The following is a 15482-nucleotide window of genomic DNA, read 5'->3' on the forward strand; positions in this document are numbered from 1 at the left end:
TGGCAGAGCTATTCACCCCTACACACCTGATCAACTACATTGTCGCTACCAGTTCCCGTTCTTCTGTCTCAACGGCAGAAGCCTCAGCCAGTTGAGATCCTCCCAATCGAACAGATAACTGCTGGATCTGATCAGCAACCCATTGTTCAAACAGCTGATTTTGTAGCGCAAGCTTTAATTCACCTTCCAAGACAGCAGGAACGACTGCTTCGATGCGGAACACACACCAGCGCTGCTCAACTTCGATTGCGCCCACGGTATCGCCAGCTTGCTTTTGTGCGATCGCAGCTCTGAGATCTTCCGGCAACTGAGCCAAGGAAAAAGTCCGTCTGACCAAACTCACCTGCGGTTCTTCTGCGAGAGCATACTCTCTCGCAACCTTCTCAAAATTGCTTTCTTGTTCAATTTTGTGCTGAATTTCTTCAGCAATTTCTTGACTCGCAGCAATCATATAGTAAAGTTCAACTTGATCTAGCGCGAGCTTTTGCTGATCAAACAATGCTTGCAAATTTGGCTCTGCGATCAATGCTTTCAGCTTGTCCACTTTCAGCCCAATCACAAACCGACTTCTCAATACTGCGAAGTCGATGCCTTGATTGATTAACCATTGCTCAAAGACATCTGCATCAGACAATTGATTGTTGATTCGGAAATTAATGACTGCTTGATCTACCTCAGATTCAAGAATATTCAAGTCGTTGCGAGATTGAATCGTTTGAAAAACAATATGCTGTTCCAGAATGTCTCTAATCCAAGGCATCAGTTTTCCAGAGAGTTGAAAGTACTGAAGTACCGTGCCAAGAGAAAGGGATTGGTTGTCGATCGTCAACAGGGAGATTTGCTCAAAGTCTGACATTGGGTAATTCCTGAGAAGTAATATAACCAGTTGTGACCCTCTAAAAGTAGGGACACACTAGTTAAACGGGGCAACGTCGCTCATGCAAACCAGTAAATTTAGTAAGCACACTAACTTACCAGCTTGCTTCTTTTACGTGCCAATTAACACATAAATTCCACAAGAATCACCCAGTAAAATTACTTAATTCAGAAGAATTCTCTAGAGAACCGATATCTGTCTCTTCAAAGGCATCAGTTTTATAAGATCATTGCCGCGATCGCTTCTAGGTAAACCTGATCGAACGATTCACTTAAAGCATATTGTTCAATCAATCCTTGATATTGAGTTGAAACTTTACTGCCTTGCTTAATCACAACTTTTGCATCTTCAAAAATATTTTTTGCCAACATCATTTCGATCTCTGTTGGATCATTCAGCACAACAAGATTGCTCTTTTCATAAAACATGCCAGAGCGATCGAGAATGGATTCAGGATATTCAGCAATCAGTAAATCTAACTTAGGATTTCTCAGTAGATTCTGAATGTTGGTGTTGTAGTCTGGATGCAGTGGCTTTTCAGAGTGATTGATCAAAATACCATCTTGGCAAGCGGCTCCAATTGTCCAATGCGGATAATGTCGAAGAATGTAAGCGATCGCAGTTTGCAAGTCTGAAAGAGTAACGCGATTGAAGGTGATAATCGGAATTCGAGCTTCTGCACTTGAGTGAAAGAAGGTTTTCAAAATATGAGAAGTCACATCGACTCGATTGCCGATCGCAGGTTTTAAGTGCATAAAAATTCCAGGAGCCGCATTGATTTCAATGATGGCAAAGTTTCCTTCTTTCCAAGAGCGGCTGAGATCGCGGGTCATGATATCAATGCCGAGGCAAGTCAAGCGAAAATGTTGAGCGACATCCTGAGCTAGCACAATGTTATCGGGATGAATGTTCGGTGTTGCATCAATGCTCAGTCCACCAGCGGAGAGATTCGCGACTTTGCGCAAGAAGATTGTGCGATCGCGCTCTAGTACTGTCTCAATTGATAAATTCTGCTCAGCTAGATAGCGGTGCATCGCGTCATCGACATGAATCTTACCCATCGGCGAAGTTGGGGTATCGCTGCGTTCAGGAGAGCGATTCGCTCGGTTGATCAATTCCTCGATCGTGGACATTCCATCTCCGACTACCGAAGCAGGTTCGCGCTTCGTCGCAGCAATGAACTTTCCATCCACACACAACAATCGAAAATCATCGCCTTCAATACTCTGTTCAATAATGATCCGAATCGATTGTTCTGGTTCAACAGCTTCTACTGCTCGATCGAATGCGGCTTCTAGATCTTCATCGGATTGGATATTTGCCGTCACGCCGATGCCTTTATGTCCGACCACAGGCTTTACCGCGACTGGATAACCGATGCGATCAACTGCGTTGAGTGCTTCATTGAAGCTCGAAACAATCCGACCTTTTGGCACAGGAAATCCTAAAGTTTGCAAGAACGCTTTGCAGTCATCTTTGCGTGTCGTGAAGTCTGAATCGAGATGACTATCCCGCTCGAAAGTTGTGGCAATGCCTCTGACTTGCTTTCGCCCGTAGCCATACTGCATCAACCCTTCATCCCACAGATAGAAAGTGGGAATGCCTAGCTCTCTAGCCGATTTGAGTAAAGCATAAACCGTAGGGCCACCATACACCGATCGCCGAAACTGCGCCTGTAGCACTTCGATGTGATTTGCGATCGCAAAATCTTGTCCCTGAGTCATCGCTTCAAACCAGTCCCAAACTGAAAAGATCAGTTCTCGACTGGTTCGAGCATGTAGCGTTTCGACTGCAATACGATCGAACTGTGGATAAGCCGTGACACTCCAGTGCTGCAAATGCAGATCCATCTCCAGTGCACTCACTTTCGCGACGGTCTGAGCAAACAGATCAGCATGAGAAGTAAACGTTTTTTCTCGGAAATCAGGATAGCGATCGCTCACAATCTTGGCATACTGCTCGACGGGCAGCGCATTCTGATTTTTCGTCAGCGTAAAATCGAACACGATGGCAGCCATCGACAAATAGGGATTTGCACCAACGTAAGCACGAATATTAAAAATATCAAACGCATCAGTTTTTCTCGCATTGACGCGGTTGAGTTCGGAGATGCGATCGACAACCATAACTTCACAACATATTTGTACCTTGAGACTCTACAGAAATCGAAGCGTAAACTGCGTCTATCCCAAAGAGTAAAACTCAAGCTAGGTGTCAAAAGATTCTGACCTGTATTACAACTCAGACTAAATCAAGAAAGACTAACATTATGGATACTAATTTACGTGAAGAAGTTCATACCTTAGCGGAAGAAGCGTTTCATCTGCACTTAATTTCAGGCTATGGCGATGGTGAATATGACAATGAGTACCAGATCGTTTACAAAGGCAAACCTCGCCATCTTCCTTTAGAAAGAGCGAAGGCGTTTTTGATTGATTTGATTCAACCTGAGGTCAAGAGCTTTACTCAGCTTCGTCTGGCTTGGATGTTGTTACTTGAAAGCTATCGACGGCGATCGAGAGATTCGCGGGCGCTCTAATTTTTGTATCGAAATCTACCGTTCGGTTGTGATGGAGTGATAACCAAATATGGTTCAGTAACATCAAACTCTTATATTGGAGATGGTTATGGTAAGTCAGATTGAAACGCCTGCTCAGGATGACCCTCAAGAGAATGTCGCTTTACCTGAGACGCATGGTGAACTTGTCATTATTGGTGGAGCCGAGGATAAAGAGGGAGAGTGTAAGATTCTGCGGGAATTTGTGCGGCGATCAGGTGGACTTGATGCGCATATTGTTGTGATGACGGTTGCGACGGGCTTACCAGGTGAAGTTGGCGCGCAGTACATTGACATTTTTGAGCGATTAGGCGCAAAAGACGTTCAGGTTGTCGATACGGGCAAGCGTGAGGATGCGAGTGATCCAAGAGCGATCGAAGCTATCTCTCAATCGACCGGGGTGTTCTTCACGGGGGGAAACCAAGCTCGAATTACAGAATGCTTGAAAGATACAGAGCTAGAAGCTGTCTTGCACAGGCGCTTTTCTGAAGGCATTGTAATTGCTGGAACGAGTGCAGGTGCAGCGATGATGCCCGATATGATGATTGTCGAGGGTGAAGGCGAAACGAATCCTCGACGCGAGGTAGCTCGCATGGATCGGGGCATGGGCTTTTTGCCGAATGTGATTATTGATCAGCATTTCGCACAACGCGGACGACTGGGACGATTACTTTCTGCTTTAGCACAGCAGCCTGCTAGCTTAGGCTTTGGGATTGATGAGAATACTGCGATCTCAATCAATGGCAAAATCTTAGAAGTCATTGGTGAAGGTGCAGTGACGATCGTGGATGAATCGACGGTCACGCACAACAATATGGCTGAACTGTTGCATGACGAAGCTTTAGCGCTCTGTGGTGCAAAGCTGCATATTTTGCCACATGGGTATAAGTTCGATTTGGAACAGCGATCGCCGATTCTCTAGTTGATTCTTCAAGGTTTGATTTGGGCAGACGGGCATTCTAGAAGCATTGGTTTTTACCAAAACACTTAGAATAAAAGCCACAAATCTCGTGAGTTCGTCTCTCACGTCTGAAGATCAAAAAGAGGTGATAGCTACGATCGCGCTGATCAAATCCAATTGGAATCGTTTCAGGAAAGACAACCATGACTTCAACCTCTGCTCCAACAGAACTGTCAGGAACTTCAATCTCAATTCTGTTTCCAGGTAGCACTTTGGCTCTGATCCGGACGGCTGCTTGCATGATGGCTTTTTTCGGTCAATGATGCCTCAATTGGAATTTCATTTGCTTCTAAGCAATGAAGGGGTGAGAGAAGTCTCACCCCTTCATTGCCTATTGCGTGGTCAACACTTCAGAAGGCAAGCGTTTGAATTCTAAGCGCTCCGTTTCACCGACATCGACGAAGATCGTATCGCCTTCAGTGAAGTTGCTGCGTAGAATTTCTTTGGCGATCGTTGTTTCCAACTCCCGCTGAATTGCCCGCTTCAGTGGACGTGCTCCGTAAACTGGATCAAAGCCGACTTCTGCTAAGAAATCGAGTGCTGCATCGGAGAGCTTCAGGGACATCTTCCGCTCTGCTAAGCGACTTTCTAAGCGATGCGTTTGAATCTTGACGATCTCGCGGAGTTGAGCCTTTTGCAGACTGTGGAAGATGATGATCTCATCAATCCGGTTCAAGAACTCAGGACGGAAGTTCGATCGCATTGCTTCCATGACTCTCGATCGCATTTCCTCATAGCGATCGTCATCACCACCATATTCAAAGATGTACTGCGAACCGATGTTCGAGGTCATGATGATAATTGTGTTCTTGAAGTCTACGGTGCGACCTTGGGAGTCTGTCACGCGACCATCATCGAGAATTTGCAGCATCACATTGAAGACATCGGGATGGGCTTTCTCGATTTCATCAAACAGAATCACCGAGTAAGGACGACGACGAACCGCTTCCGTGAGTTGTCCGCCTTCTTCATAGCCGACATATCCAGGAGGCGCACCAATTAAGCGAGAAACAGAATGCTTCTCCATGTATTCGGACATGTCGATCCGAACCATTGCTTCTTCGGTGTCGAATAAGAAAGCAGCCAGTGCTTTCGCAAGCTCAGTTTTACCAACCCCTGTTGGTCCTAAGAAAATGAAGCTAGCCGTTGGACGATTTGGATCAGAAAGTCCGGCTCTCGATCGCTGAATTGCATCCGAAACTGCCGTCACTGCTTCGTCTTGTCCAATCACGCGCTGATGTAAAACATCGTCAAGCTGCAAGAGCTTTTGCATTTCAGATTCAACGAGTTTACTAACGGGGATACCCGTCCATTTAGAAATGATTTCAGCAATGTCTGATTCAAGAACTTCTTCACGGAGCAGCGTCGCTCCCGATTTCTGAGTTTGAGACAGTTGGGATTCCGTTTCTTCAACTTTACGATTGAGTTCGTTGAGCTTGCCGTACTTCAGTTCAGCCGCGCGGTTGAGATCGTAATCGCGTTCGGCTTGCTGGATTTCAAGGTTGACTCGATCGATTTCTTCTTTGAGCTTCTGAAGATCTGTGATCACGCTTTTCTCAGCTTGCCACTGAGCATTCAACTTGGATTGATCTTCTTTGAAATCAGCAAGTTCACGCTCTAATCGTTCTAAGCGATCGCGAGATGCTGCATCGTTCTCTTTCTGCAACGAAAGTCGCTCCATCTCAAGCTGAAGAATTTTACGATCGACTTCATCGAGTTCTTCTGGCTTGGAGGTAATCTCCATTTTGAGTTTGGCAGCCGCTTCGTCTACGAGGTCGATCGCTTTGTCGGGAAGGAAGCGATCGCTGATGTATCGAGTCGAAAGGGTTGCAGCGGCAACTAACGCAGAGTCGGAGATTTTCACCCCGTGGTGAACTTCATAGCGCTCTTTTAGTCCGCGCAGAATCGAGATTGTGTCTTCAACACTCGGCTGATCGACGAAGACTTGCTGGAAGCGCCGCTCTAAGGCTGCATCTTTCTCGATGTATTTGCGATATTCGTCTAGGGTCGTTGCACCGATACAGCGCAACTCACCTCTTGCCAGCATCGGCTTCAGTAAGTTTCCGGCATCCATTGCGCCTTGAGTTGCACCTGCGCCGACAACGGTGTGAATTTCGTCAATAAATAGAATGATGTTGCCACGGGAATCGGTGACTTCTTTGAGAACGGCTTTCAAGCGTTCCTCAAATTCGCCTCGGTATTTTGCACCTGCAATCAGTGCGCCCATATCTAGGGCGATCAGTTTGCGGTCTTTTAGGGATTGCGGCACATCTCCACTGAGAATTCGCTGAGCAAGACCTTCTGCGATCGCCGTTTTACCGACACCCGGTTCACCAATCAAAACTGGATTATTTTTAGTGCGACGGGACAAGATCTGGATCGTGCGTCGGATTTCGTCGTCTCGTCCAATGACCGGATCGAGTTTCCCTTCGCGAGCATACTGGGTCAAATCACGCCCGTATTTTTCTAGGGATTCGTATTTATTCTCAGGAGTCTGGTCGGTCACTTTTTGATTACCCCGAACTTGTTCGATCGCGTTTCTTAATTTTGCTTCATCGATTCTAAATTCTGACAGCAATGCTTTTCCGAATCGACTGTCTTGGGCGTACCCGAGCAAAAGATGTTCGATCGAGATAAAGCTGTCCTCGAATTGCTTGCGATATTCTTCAGCCCGATCGAGTAAGGCATCGGCACTGCGTCCCCAGTATACCGAGGTTCCACTTCCAGAAACTTTTGGCTGACGACGAATAAAATCATCGGTGCGATCGCGCACTCGATCGACGGGGACAGCGAGTTTGTTGAAGATGCTGATTGCTAAGCCATCTTGTTCGAGCAGAGCTTTCATCAGATGCTCTGTCTCGATTTGCTGCTGCTGCGCCTGTTTTACAATCTCTTGAGTACGGATGATTGCTTCCCAGACTTTTTCGGTAAATTTTTCTGAGTTGGTCGGCTGCATCGTGTTCCCCCTTCTGTGTCGATCGTGCTATCGCTATTGTAGAGAAGGGATGGAATCTGGAGAGATCGGAGTACCGTCCTTTGGTGAGCGAGATAGCCGAAAACTTCTCCAATTAGATGTCCTAGAATAGGAGCAAATCCGACAATTGAAGTAGATCAAATGAATACAGATGTACAGACTTTAGCCAAAATAATGGAAGAAGACGATCGCTGGCTTTCTGACCATTTCGATGAGTTGATCGATCGATATCCAGGAAAAATTGTTGCGATCAAAAACAGCCAACTTGTTGGAGTAGGGGATAGTGCGGCAGAAGTTTGTCGCCCATTTCGGGAGGCGGGTGACAAAGTGATGCCGCTTGTGGTTGCAATTCCTTCTGCTACAGAATGGGATAATTTATGGATTTGAAGCTTCAAGTTGAGAATGAATGACAACGGTTAGAGTTCCTTACAAGCAAATCCGAGGAAAAGTTCAGCCTATCATTCCAATTGGAATGAAGTTAGGGGAAACTTGGAAACGTTTTGAAGCTTACGTTGATTCTGGCGCAACTTACACGCTGATTCAAGCACAACAGATCGATCCAGCATTCCTTGATTTTCGGACAGGTGAAAGAGTTGCCATTCAAGTCGGAAGTGGCAGCACGATCGCAGTTTATCTGCATCAGATCCAGCTTCAACTCGGCACAGAACTCCTCACCTGCCCGGTTGGAATTTCTGATCAATTAGGCATTCGATTAAATGTCTTGGGAAAAGCAGGCATCTTCGATCGCTTTCATGTTTGCTTCCGTCAATCGCAAAGAAGCTTACTGTTTGAAAAAATTGAGGTAACCGGAGAGGATAGCAGTGGTTAACTTTGTCTGAATGGATAAACGCTTCACTTTGTGGCATAAGCTATTCTTAGCGGTCAAGTCACAGATATATCCTACGCAGGTTTAGTATTTTCGCCAGTTTGGATCGATTTGAGTCAGCAGGGATTCTGCTGTGTCGCGAGGGACATCATACTCTGATAAGTCTTTTAGATTCATTGCACCGCCGCCTGATGTGAGAACTTTCCAAGTTTCGTTCTCTTTTCTCAACAACATCATGCCGCCTGCTTCGCCTTGTTGCCATTGAATGAGAGCGGTGTTTTCGACGATCGCAGTTTTCTCGATCGTTGCTTTGACAGATCCAGGAGTATTGAGGTGCTGAAGGGCGGTTTGCTCTATAGATTGTGGCTTTGAAGTGCCCGATGGTTGACTTGCGTCTGGATCAAACTGTTCAGAAATCGTCATCAACTGATCTCTCGCACCGAGTTCTAACTGATTCCAGCGAGCTTCATCGGTGATGACATTGATTTGTCGGTTTCCGACAAGTTCAACGATCGTCTTTTTGTCTTCTGGGAGCAGAACGACGACTTCATCAGAATGAAAGTACCGAATTGCGTAAATATCGCTCTGCTCATTTAGCCAATACCCCGCGCCATCGCCTTCGTTCTTCAGAGATGAAGAGGCAGAAACAATGCGGGTAACTCCTTGCGTGTCAGTCATGCTGCAAAGGGTGTAGCGCATATTCCCGACCACTTTTTCCTGCTGTTTACAGGCTGTTTGGGTGAGCCGTTCAAACTCTGTATAAATCGACTCTGCACTGGGTTGAGTCGGCGAGGGGTTTGCTCTGCTTGAGGATGCTTCGGCTTGTCGGGGTTGCGAGGATGGCTTTTGAGGAGATGCGGAAGCGGGCTGGATAGGAGTGCTAGATAAACTTGCAGTGTTGGGTTGCCCACAGGCTAGTAAACCGAAACTGAATACAATTAGTCCGCTCAATTTGGAGAGTACAGCGATTCTTGTGGGCATGGATTTGCTTCGTGATTAGATTGCTGAGTGAGTATACCCCGCAGAGTCTAAGAATCACTTTATACTTTGGTGCAGTTCGGCGATCGAGCTTAGTTACCAAACTGTTGTTTGGCTCGATCGTAGATTTCGACGGTAATTTGAGTTGCACCCATTTCTTGAGCAAGTTTTTCGATTTTCTTGCGGGCGGCGGGTCGCACGAAGAAGGGGATTTCTTTGAGTTTTGCTTCTGCTTCGGCTGTCCATTCCATCGTTCAGAGTCCTCACACCTGGGTTGTGTCTCAATTGTGTGTTCCTATTTTATCGGGTGAATCTGTAGAGAAGCCGATTCGCGATCGAACACCTCCCAAATCTCCAAACCCATCCCCCCACCTAATCCATCTCCCCATCTCCCCATCTCCCCACTCCCCCACTCCCCACTCCCTCTACCGAGTCGATCGAATCCCCAACCAGCCCCTCAGAAACCGAACGAATCGACGCAGAGGACGCAAGAGGCGACGGAAGGCAGAGCGTGGGGGAGTTGGCGGGGGGATGGGTTGCTGTTGTTGGCGAAGGTAAACGAGATTTTTGCGGACGATTTGGGTATCGGGGTGATTGGCTCCTAAGAATTTCTCGCAGAGTTGGAGGGCTTGCTGGTAGTAGATTTCAGCTTGCTCTAGCTTTCCTTGTGCTTTGTAGAGTCCTGCGAAATTGTTGAGGCTGAGTGCCACATCGGGATGGTCGCCATCAAAGAGGCGTTTTCGCATATCGAGAGCTTGGAGATGGAGGGGTTCCGCGTCACTCAATCGTCCTTGTGAGTTGTAGAGGTATGCGAGACTATTAAGGCTGGTTGCCACATCGGGATGGTCGCCATCAAAGAGGCGTTTTCGCATTTCGAGGGCTTGGAGATAGAGGGGTTCCGCGTCACTCAATCGCCCTTGTGAGTTGTAGAGGCATGCGAGATTGTTGAGGCTGGTTGCGATATTGGGATGGTTGCCATCAAAAAGGCGTTTTTGCATTTCGAGGGCTTGGAGATAGAGGGGTTCCGCGTCACTCAATCGCCCTTGTGAGTTGTAGAGCAATGCGAGATTGTTGAGACTAGTTGCCACATCGGGATGGTCGCCATCAAAGAGGCGTTTTCGCATATCGAGAGCTTGGAGATGGAGAGGTTCCGCGTCACTCAATTGTCCTTGTGAGTTGTAGAGCAATGCGAGGTTGTTGAGGCTGGTTGCGATATTGGGATGGTCGCCATCAAAGAGGCGTTTTCGCATATCGAGAGCTTGGAGATAGAGGGGTTCCGCGTCACTCAATCGTCCTTGTGAGTCGTAGAGTGCTGCGAGATTGTTGAGGCTGAGTGCCACATCGGGATGGTCGCCCTCAAAGAGGCGTTGGGTGACAGCTAAACAGTCTGCATATTGTGATTCTGCATCTTTAAAGAGTGCCTGTCCCTTATAGAATCGTGCGAGTCCAATGAATGCCCATAGCAGTTCATCCCCTTCTAGCTCTGCTGTATATCGCTTTGAAATTTCTTGAACGTGTAATTCTAGACCCTTAAACTGATTCACCTGTTTCGTCGTTGGGTTATCCGGCATTTCACTCGCGATCGCGATCATCTCTTTCACAAACGCCGATCGAATCTCCTCTTCCTCCGGCTGATCGCGCAAGAAACTCTGAATCAAGGGATGCAACTGACAATCCCCAATGCGCTCCGGCTCAAATTCCACCAGCGACGCATTCTCTAGCCGCGCCTTCCATTTCCCAAATCGATACTCCTCCCCCTCCACCCGTTGCATCACCCGTTCCGCCAACTCCCACGGCACCCAATCCAACCCGAAATAACTCAACAACCGCGCCACCCGTTTCCCTTCCGGCTCGATCGTCTCCCAAGTCAAATCAAACGCCGCTCTCACTCCCAACTCCGCCGCCATCTCATACTGCGGCGATCGCTCAAGCGCCTCATCCTGCACCCCATTCGCGCTCAACCGCTCCCAAACCTCCGAGAGCGTCAAATGTCGATCGTGCCGCGAATAAGATCCAACCAGCTCGATCGCAAGCGGCAAATTGCCCAATCCGGCACAAATCCGGTCAGCAAATGCTCGATCGTCCTCAACCCGTCCAACCTCCTCCAATGCCGCCAAAAGCGATCGCGCCTGCTCCGGTTCCAGCCGCTTCAACGCGATCGTATGCTGCTGCGGTAAAAGATCGCGCTGTCTCGTCGTCACCAGTACCCGAAAGCGACTATCCACAGGCATCAGCGATCGTACTTCTGCCCAGTCCGCCACATCATCCACCACAATCAGCGTCGGCTCTTTCGGCAACCAATGATCCCAACACCACTTCGCGATCGCTGCCGACTCCTGCAATCGCTCTTTCGCCTTATCCAATCCAGGTAAATGCAGATCGAATTCTGCTTTGTAAATAATCTGAACCGCTAAATCACTGGCGCGACCATTCAGCCAATAGATTCCCCCTGGATACGTCGCCTTGTTCTCCGTCGCATACTTCGCCGCCAATTGTGTCTTGCCCAATCCGCCCATTCCGCTCACAACCGCGATCGCCGCAGACGAAGACGATCGCAAAATCTCCTGCAATCGAACAAGCTCATCCACCCGCCCCACAAAATTCGGCGAGACTCGATAGGGAATTTCAAAAGACGGCGTTACTTTGTCGGAACCGCGATCCGACGAATTCAGTCAATCCTTGCCGTAATTGAAATTAAAGCTGGCATTCTCTCCCGCCTGAATCACAGGTGCAGTCGAATCATTCACCTGCAAGCCTTGTCCACCGTAAATATTTTGAATGTTCTTCCCTTCAATTCTGCCAACGTTAATGATCTGTTCAGCCATTTGCCGCACCTGCGCCGCAAACTCCTGATCCTCAACCATTGCCACATTCAAATAAGCCCCAACCGTTTTCAACGCTTGCTCATCGCCACTTTCCGCTAATGCGATCGCTTGTTCCGCCGTTGCATTTCCCTGCAACTTTTTGACCACGATCGACTTCAATTCCCCTGCTTTCTTCAATCCCGCCTCAAGCGTCTTCTCACCAAGCTTTCCGACGATCGACTCAATAAACTTCTTTCCAGGTTCAGACTGAGCAAAATGACTCAAGAAAGCAAACGCAGCAATACCGAGAGCGCTTAAAGGATCAGTCATAAGAATTTTCCGAAAAGGGGCTGTATCTTTTCTACTCTAAGAGTGAAAGTCGTTCCGAAAAATCTCAGGATTTCTGTAGAAAAGCGACAGATGAGATCTTCGCTGAGATCTTGGAGGATTGGAAGTGAAAGCGTAGTCAACCGCGATCGCAAATTTTCCGCGCAATCAGCAATAATAGAAGCCTTCTAGAATGTGAGTGTCGTTCTAGAAAGGTAATCGTATCTTTACTTTTCGCGAATGCAATCAACCCCATTTGGAGCAGGAGGTCGTTGGATTGTTCTGAACGAACAAGACGACCCAACCGTCATCCAGCAGTTTAATCGAGATGCCTGTGCCGCCGCTTGTGGGGAAATCGTTCTTCGCGATCGCAATATTCAAATCAATCAAAGAGAAATTGCCGCGATCGCAGGCGGTGTGCCAATGGATTTGGAAGACTTGGCAGATGCACTCAATTCAACTCGAACTCTCACAGGACAATGGCGAGGAATTGCTGTAACCATTCCAGGCGCAAGTGATGAAGAACTATTGCAAACACTCAGCCAGACAGGTTCATGGATTGCAGGCTTTTGGGAAGATGAACAACCCATCGGACATGCTGTTGTCGTGGATGGATTTGATCAAAATGGCTATCTGTTGATTCGTGATCCATGGGGATGTGATTTCTTCGATGTATCCCAGAGCCGCACCCTTCAGTCTAAATATGGTTGCAGATATAAAATGGGTGTACAGGCATTTCTAGAAGTTTGGAGTCGGAAGGCTGTTTTTTACCTAAACTGAGTCCTATGAACATTCAAGTTTTGAAAATCGAATCGAATTCCGAAAACCAATGGAGTGTCAAACTGCTGATTGGTCAGCACGAAGCAATTTATCCCTTCACTCAAGAAGAAGTGATGATCGCAGATCGTCCGGTTGTTGGAATTGTTTCTGATCCAACCTTCAGAAAGTTCTTCAAATTTAATCAGCACATCATTAGCAAAATCACTCGCCTACTCGTTCAAAAAGTGAACGGAGAAAGCATTGAGTTTCCGGTTGAAGTGGGACATTTTTTGACCCCTGATCAAGCTCCAGAAAAAGTGCTTTTAGCAGAATAAATTCCACCTCTGCTGCACCCCAGAGCATCTTGGCTCACTGTATTTACTGCACGCTCGATCTTCAGACCATCCCGCACGCCAGAAATAGTATGGCTAAAGATCGCCACCCGCAACCTTTAGCCATGTTCAGCAATCCAATTTTCCAAATCGTCTAAGCTCCGAAAATCTAGTAAAGCTTCGCTGAGATCTTCGAGGACTGGAAGCGAAAGTGTAGTGAGACGCGATCGCACTTCTTCAGGCAATTCTTGTTGCAATCGACGATTCAACATCCGTGTGATTAGAGCGATCGCTTGCTCCTCTTTAGCTTCTCAAATCGCACGAGGTTCTTCAGACAAATTGATTCCTATCATCGTTCTAATCTCCAAGAGGCTTAAGGCTGAAAACTTGTATGCAATGATCAAGGTGACTACATCTATAATCACTTCTCAATCATTTTTCTTTCTCAACCGCGATCGCTCAAACCCTCTCCTACCAACCCAATCGAGTCGGCTGCTCATACACCCGTTTCAACGTATTTACATCTCTCGGTGAAATAGTTGGTGGCGTGCGCACCTGCGAAAAATACATTACATCGGTTTCTAGAGGGCTATGCCCCCAAATTCCTAAAGCATGACCCAACTCATGCCGCGCTGCTAGCAATAAAGAATCATTTGGACGATTGGGCTGAATCCGAATTTTCATCCGATGCCGCAAAACAGAGTTTTGTTTGTAAAGCTCGAACCGAGCATCCGCAAATCGAACTCGCTCCGTTGGAGGAAACCGGAGCGGAATAGAAGCACGATCAAACACAATTCCCGCTTCTTCTCTTTGATCGGTCAACTCTAAGGGAAAATAAGCTTTCCACTCATTCACAGCCTGGATCATCAGCTTTGCCCAAGTCGAATCTCCATGCGGAACATACACTTTGACTGGAAATTCTGACCAAATCAAATACTCCGGCTCAGTTTTCTCAACACGATCAAAATAATCGCCCGATCGATCAGACCACTGCGCCAAAATCGGTGGCATTGCGTGAATCTTTGGAGTCGCCTGCACCGAAATTGCCCAAAACAAAACGCATCCGATCGCGAAACAGATCGAATGCGCTTTGAACCAATTCCACTTTAACGACCGAGCCATCCGGCACTGAGAACCACCGTGATTCCCATACAAATCGTCATTAATAACCAGGTCAGACGATTCAGCGTCGTCTCTGCACTTTTGGTACTGGTAAACAGTTGCGCTTGACCGCCCAAACCGCCCAAACCATCCCCTTTCGGGCTATGCAGCAGCACCAGAATAATTGTTCCTACCGCAGAAACCATCCAAATTATCTTCAGCACTGCAATTAGCGTCATCTCAACAAATCCAATACGATCGACTCGTTTCTCATTATATGAACATTGCAGATACATTGAAGAATTTTCGGACATTCACTACTGCCCTGTATTACTTGGACTGGGGCTTGCAGTCGCTTCAGGAGAAGGAGTAGTCGTTGGTTCACTCGTCGATCGCGGTTGTTCTTGACGGGCAGGCTCCTGCTGTTGAGAACTGGGCGTAGAAGGCGAGGTTTGAGAGTTAGGTCTGGGAGATTCAATTCTGACTTCTGGAGCCGGAACGACGACAGGCGCACTTTGCTGAGGTTGGGGAACCGGCACAATGCGATCGCGCTCAATCACTCGCTCGCGCACCTCTGGAGACGGAGACGGAGACGGGGATGCACTCGGAACCACAATCGTGCGTTGCGGAACCGGAGTACGATCGCGCTGGGTGACAAAATATGCCAAAGCTGCACCGCCTAAAACTAATCCGGTCAACAAGATTCCAATCAAAAAACCATTCGCCGTATTGTTTTCATCTCTGGCTTGCTGTGCATCTGCATACCGCTGCCTTTCAACCGTTTGTCTGGACAAATCGTTACGGTTATAGCTTGGTGGGTTCAGTGGGTCGTTTGAAGTCGAGCCAGGATAATTTGTGCGATCTTGGGGATCACCAGGATTGGGATTTGCCATTTTTGAATAGTCCTTAATTATTTACAGCCAAAATCACTGAGGTTGATGTCTCAGATTGGTATTCATAGATGCTCTAATGCAACCAAAATACTC

The 15482-nt window shown here is 47.4% G+C and carries 17 protein-coding genes and 1 pseudogene; 6 read left to right on the forward strand and 12 right to left on the reverse strand.

Annotated elements, in window-relative coordinates:
- Positions 1-34: 34 nt before the first annotated feature.
- Positions 35-856 (reverse strand): peptidylprolyl isomerase, encoded by an 822-nt coding sequence (locus J0L70_RS14130; RefSeq protein WP_287455074.1) that lies wholly within the window; start codon positions 854-856, stop codon positions 35-37.
- A 239-nt stretch (positions 857-1095) separates the two neighbouring features.
- Complete coding sequence (locus J0L70_RS14135) at positions 1096-3003, reverse strand: acetate--CoA ligase family protein (RefSeq protein ID WP_287455075.1); 1908 nt, start codon at positions 3001-3003, stop codon at positions 1096-1098.
- Between the two features lie 143 nt (positions 3004-3146).
- Here J0L70_RS14135 and J0L70_RS14140 point away from each other — a divergent pair, with 143 nt between their 5' ends.
- Together J0L70_RS14140 and J0L70_RS14145 are read left to right on the forward strand one after the other, a co-directional pair.
- Positions 3147-3416 (forward strand): hypothetical protein, encoded by a 270-nt coding sequence (locus J0L70_RS14140; protein WP_287455076.1) that lies wholly within the window; start codon positions 3147-3149, stop codon positions 3414-3416.
- 88 nt (positions 3417-3504) lie between these two features.
- Positions 3505-4356, forward strand: coding sequence for a cyanophycinase (locus J0L70_RS14145; protein ID WP_017291319.1), 852 nt, complete (start codon positions 3505-3507; stop codon positions 4354-4356).
- 37 nt (positions 4357-4393) lie between these two features.
- Here the strand turns inward: J0L70_RS14145 and J0L70_RS14150 are convergent, their stop codons facing one another.
- Positions 4394-4636 carry a hypothetical protein gene (locus tag J0L70_RS14150; protein WP_287455077.1) on the reverse strand — a complete coding sequence of 81 codons (243 nt, stop codon included), beginning with the start codon at positions 4634-4636 and terminating at the stop codon, positions 4394-4396.
- Between the two features lie 90 nt (positions 4637-4726).
- A complete protein-coding gene (clpB, locus tag J0L70_RS14155; protein ID WP_190652586.1) occupies positions 4727-7351 on the reverse strand; it encodes an ATP-dependent chaperone ClpB in 2625 nt (874 codons plus the stop codon).
- Between the two features lie 159 nt (positions 7352-7510).
- Between clpB and J0L70_RS14160 the strand changes: the two genes are divergently transcribed.
- Both J0L70_RS14160 and J0L70_RS14165 read left to right on the forward strand, forming a co-directional pair.
- On the forward strand, positions 7511-7756 hold the full coding sequence (locus tag J0L70_RS14160; RefSeq protein ID WP_268242191.1) for a DUF5678 domain-containing protein: 246 nt from the start codon (positions 7511-7513) through the stop codon (positions 7754-7756).
- Positions 7757-7775: 19 nt separating this feature from the next.
- Positions 7776-8198, forward strand: coding sequence for a pepsin/retropepsin-like aspartic protease family protein (locus J0L70_RS14165; RefSeq protein ID WP_287455078.1), 423 nt, complete (start codon positions 7776-7778; stop codon positions 8196-8198).
- Between the two features lie 81 nt (positions 8199-8279).
- Here the strand turns inward: J0L70_RS14165 and J0L70_RS14170 are convergent, their stop codons facing one another.
- The 4 genes from J0L70_RS14170 to J0L70_RS14185 all read right to left on the reverse strand — a co-directional run bounded on the left by J0L70_RS14170 (position 8280) and on the right by J0L70_RS14185 (position 12307).
- The gene (locus tag J0L70_RS14170; protein ID WP_287455079.1) at positions 8280-9176 is read right to left on the reverse strand and encodes a hypothetical protein; all 897 of its coding nucleotides are present in this window, start codon (positions 9174-9176) and stop codon (positions 8280-8282) included.
- A gap of 89 nt (positions 9177-9265) precedes the next feature.
- Entirely contained in the window at positions 9266-9424 is a 159-nt protein-coding gene (locus J0L70_RS14175) for a PCP reductase family protein (RefSeq protein ID WP_017291315.1), read from the reverse strand.
- A gap of 174 nt (positions 9425-9598) precedes the next feature.
- Entirely contained in the window at positions 9599-11761 is a 2163-nt protein-coding gene (locus tag J0L70_RS14180) for a tetratricopeptide repeat protein (RefSeq protein ID WP_287455080.1), read from the reverse strand.
- Between the two features lie 84 nt (positions 11762-11845).
- A complete protein-coding gene (locus J0L70_RS14185; protein ID WP_287455081.1) occupies positions 11846-12307 on the reverse strand; it encodes a hypothetical protein in 462 nt (153 codons plus the stop codon).
- A 237-nt stretch (positions 12308-12544) separates the two neighbouring features.
- Between J0L70_RS14185 and J0L70_RS14190 the strand changes: the two genes are divergently transcribed.
- Both J0L70_RS14190 and J0L70_RS14195 read left to right on the forward strand, forming a co-directional pair.
- On the forward strand, positions 12545-13084 hold the full coding sequence (locus tag J0L70_RS14190; RefSeq protein WP_287455082.1) for a C39 family peptidase: 540 nt from the start codon (positions 12545-12547) through the stop codon (positions 13082-13084).
- Positions 13085-13089: 5 nt separating this feature from the next.
- Positions 13090-13398 carry a hypothetical protein gene (locus tag J0L70_RS14195; RefSeq protein ID WP_287455083.1) on the forward strand — a complete coding sequence of 103 codons (309 nt, stop codon included), beginning with the start codon at positions 13090-13092 and terminating at the stop codon, positions 13396-13398.
- Between the two features lie 116 nt (positions 13399-13514).
- On the opposite strand, the pseudogene J0L70_RS14200 reads toward J0L70_RS14195, so the two are convergent.
- The 4 genes and pseudogenes from J0L70_RS14200 to J0L70_RS14215 form a co-directional block, all read right to left on the reverse strand.
- Positions 13515-13694 (reverse strand): annotated as a pseudogene (locus J0L70_RS14200) (DUF4351 domain-containing protein); the annotation flags it as partial.
- Positions 13695-13866: 172 nt separating this feature from the next.
- Complete coding sequence (locus tag J0L70_RS14205) at positions 13867-14517, reverse strand: peptidase (protein ID WP_268242195.1); 651 nt, start codon at positions 14515-14517, stop codon at positions 13867-13869.
- On the reverse strand, positions 14502-14810 hold the full coding sequence (gene secG, locus J0L70_RS14210; RefSeq protein ID WP_263970843.1) for a preprotein translocase subunit SecG: 309 nt from the start codon (positions 14808-14810) through the stop codon (positions 14502-14504). The genes J0L70_RS14205 and secG overlap by 16 nt, the downstream gene beginning before the upstream one ends.
- Positions 14811-14813: 3 nt before the next feature.
- Positions 14814-15389: a hypothetical protein gene (locus J0L70_RS14215; protein WP_287455084.1), complete on the reverse strand. Its 576-nt coding sequence runs from the start codon at positions 15387-15389 to the stop codon at positions 14814-14816.
- Between the last annotated feature and the right edge of the window lie 93 nt (positions 15390-15482).

Source organism: Leptolyngbya sp. UWPOB_LEPTO1 (assembly GCF_017302695.1).
Lineage (GTDB): Bacteria > Cyanobacteriota > Cyanobacteriia > Leptolyngbyales > Leptolyngbyaceae > Leptolyngbya > Leptolyngbya boryana.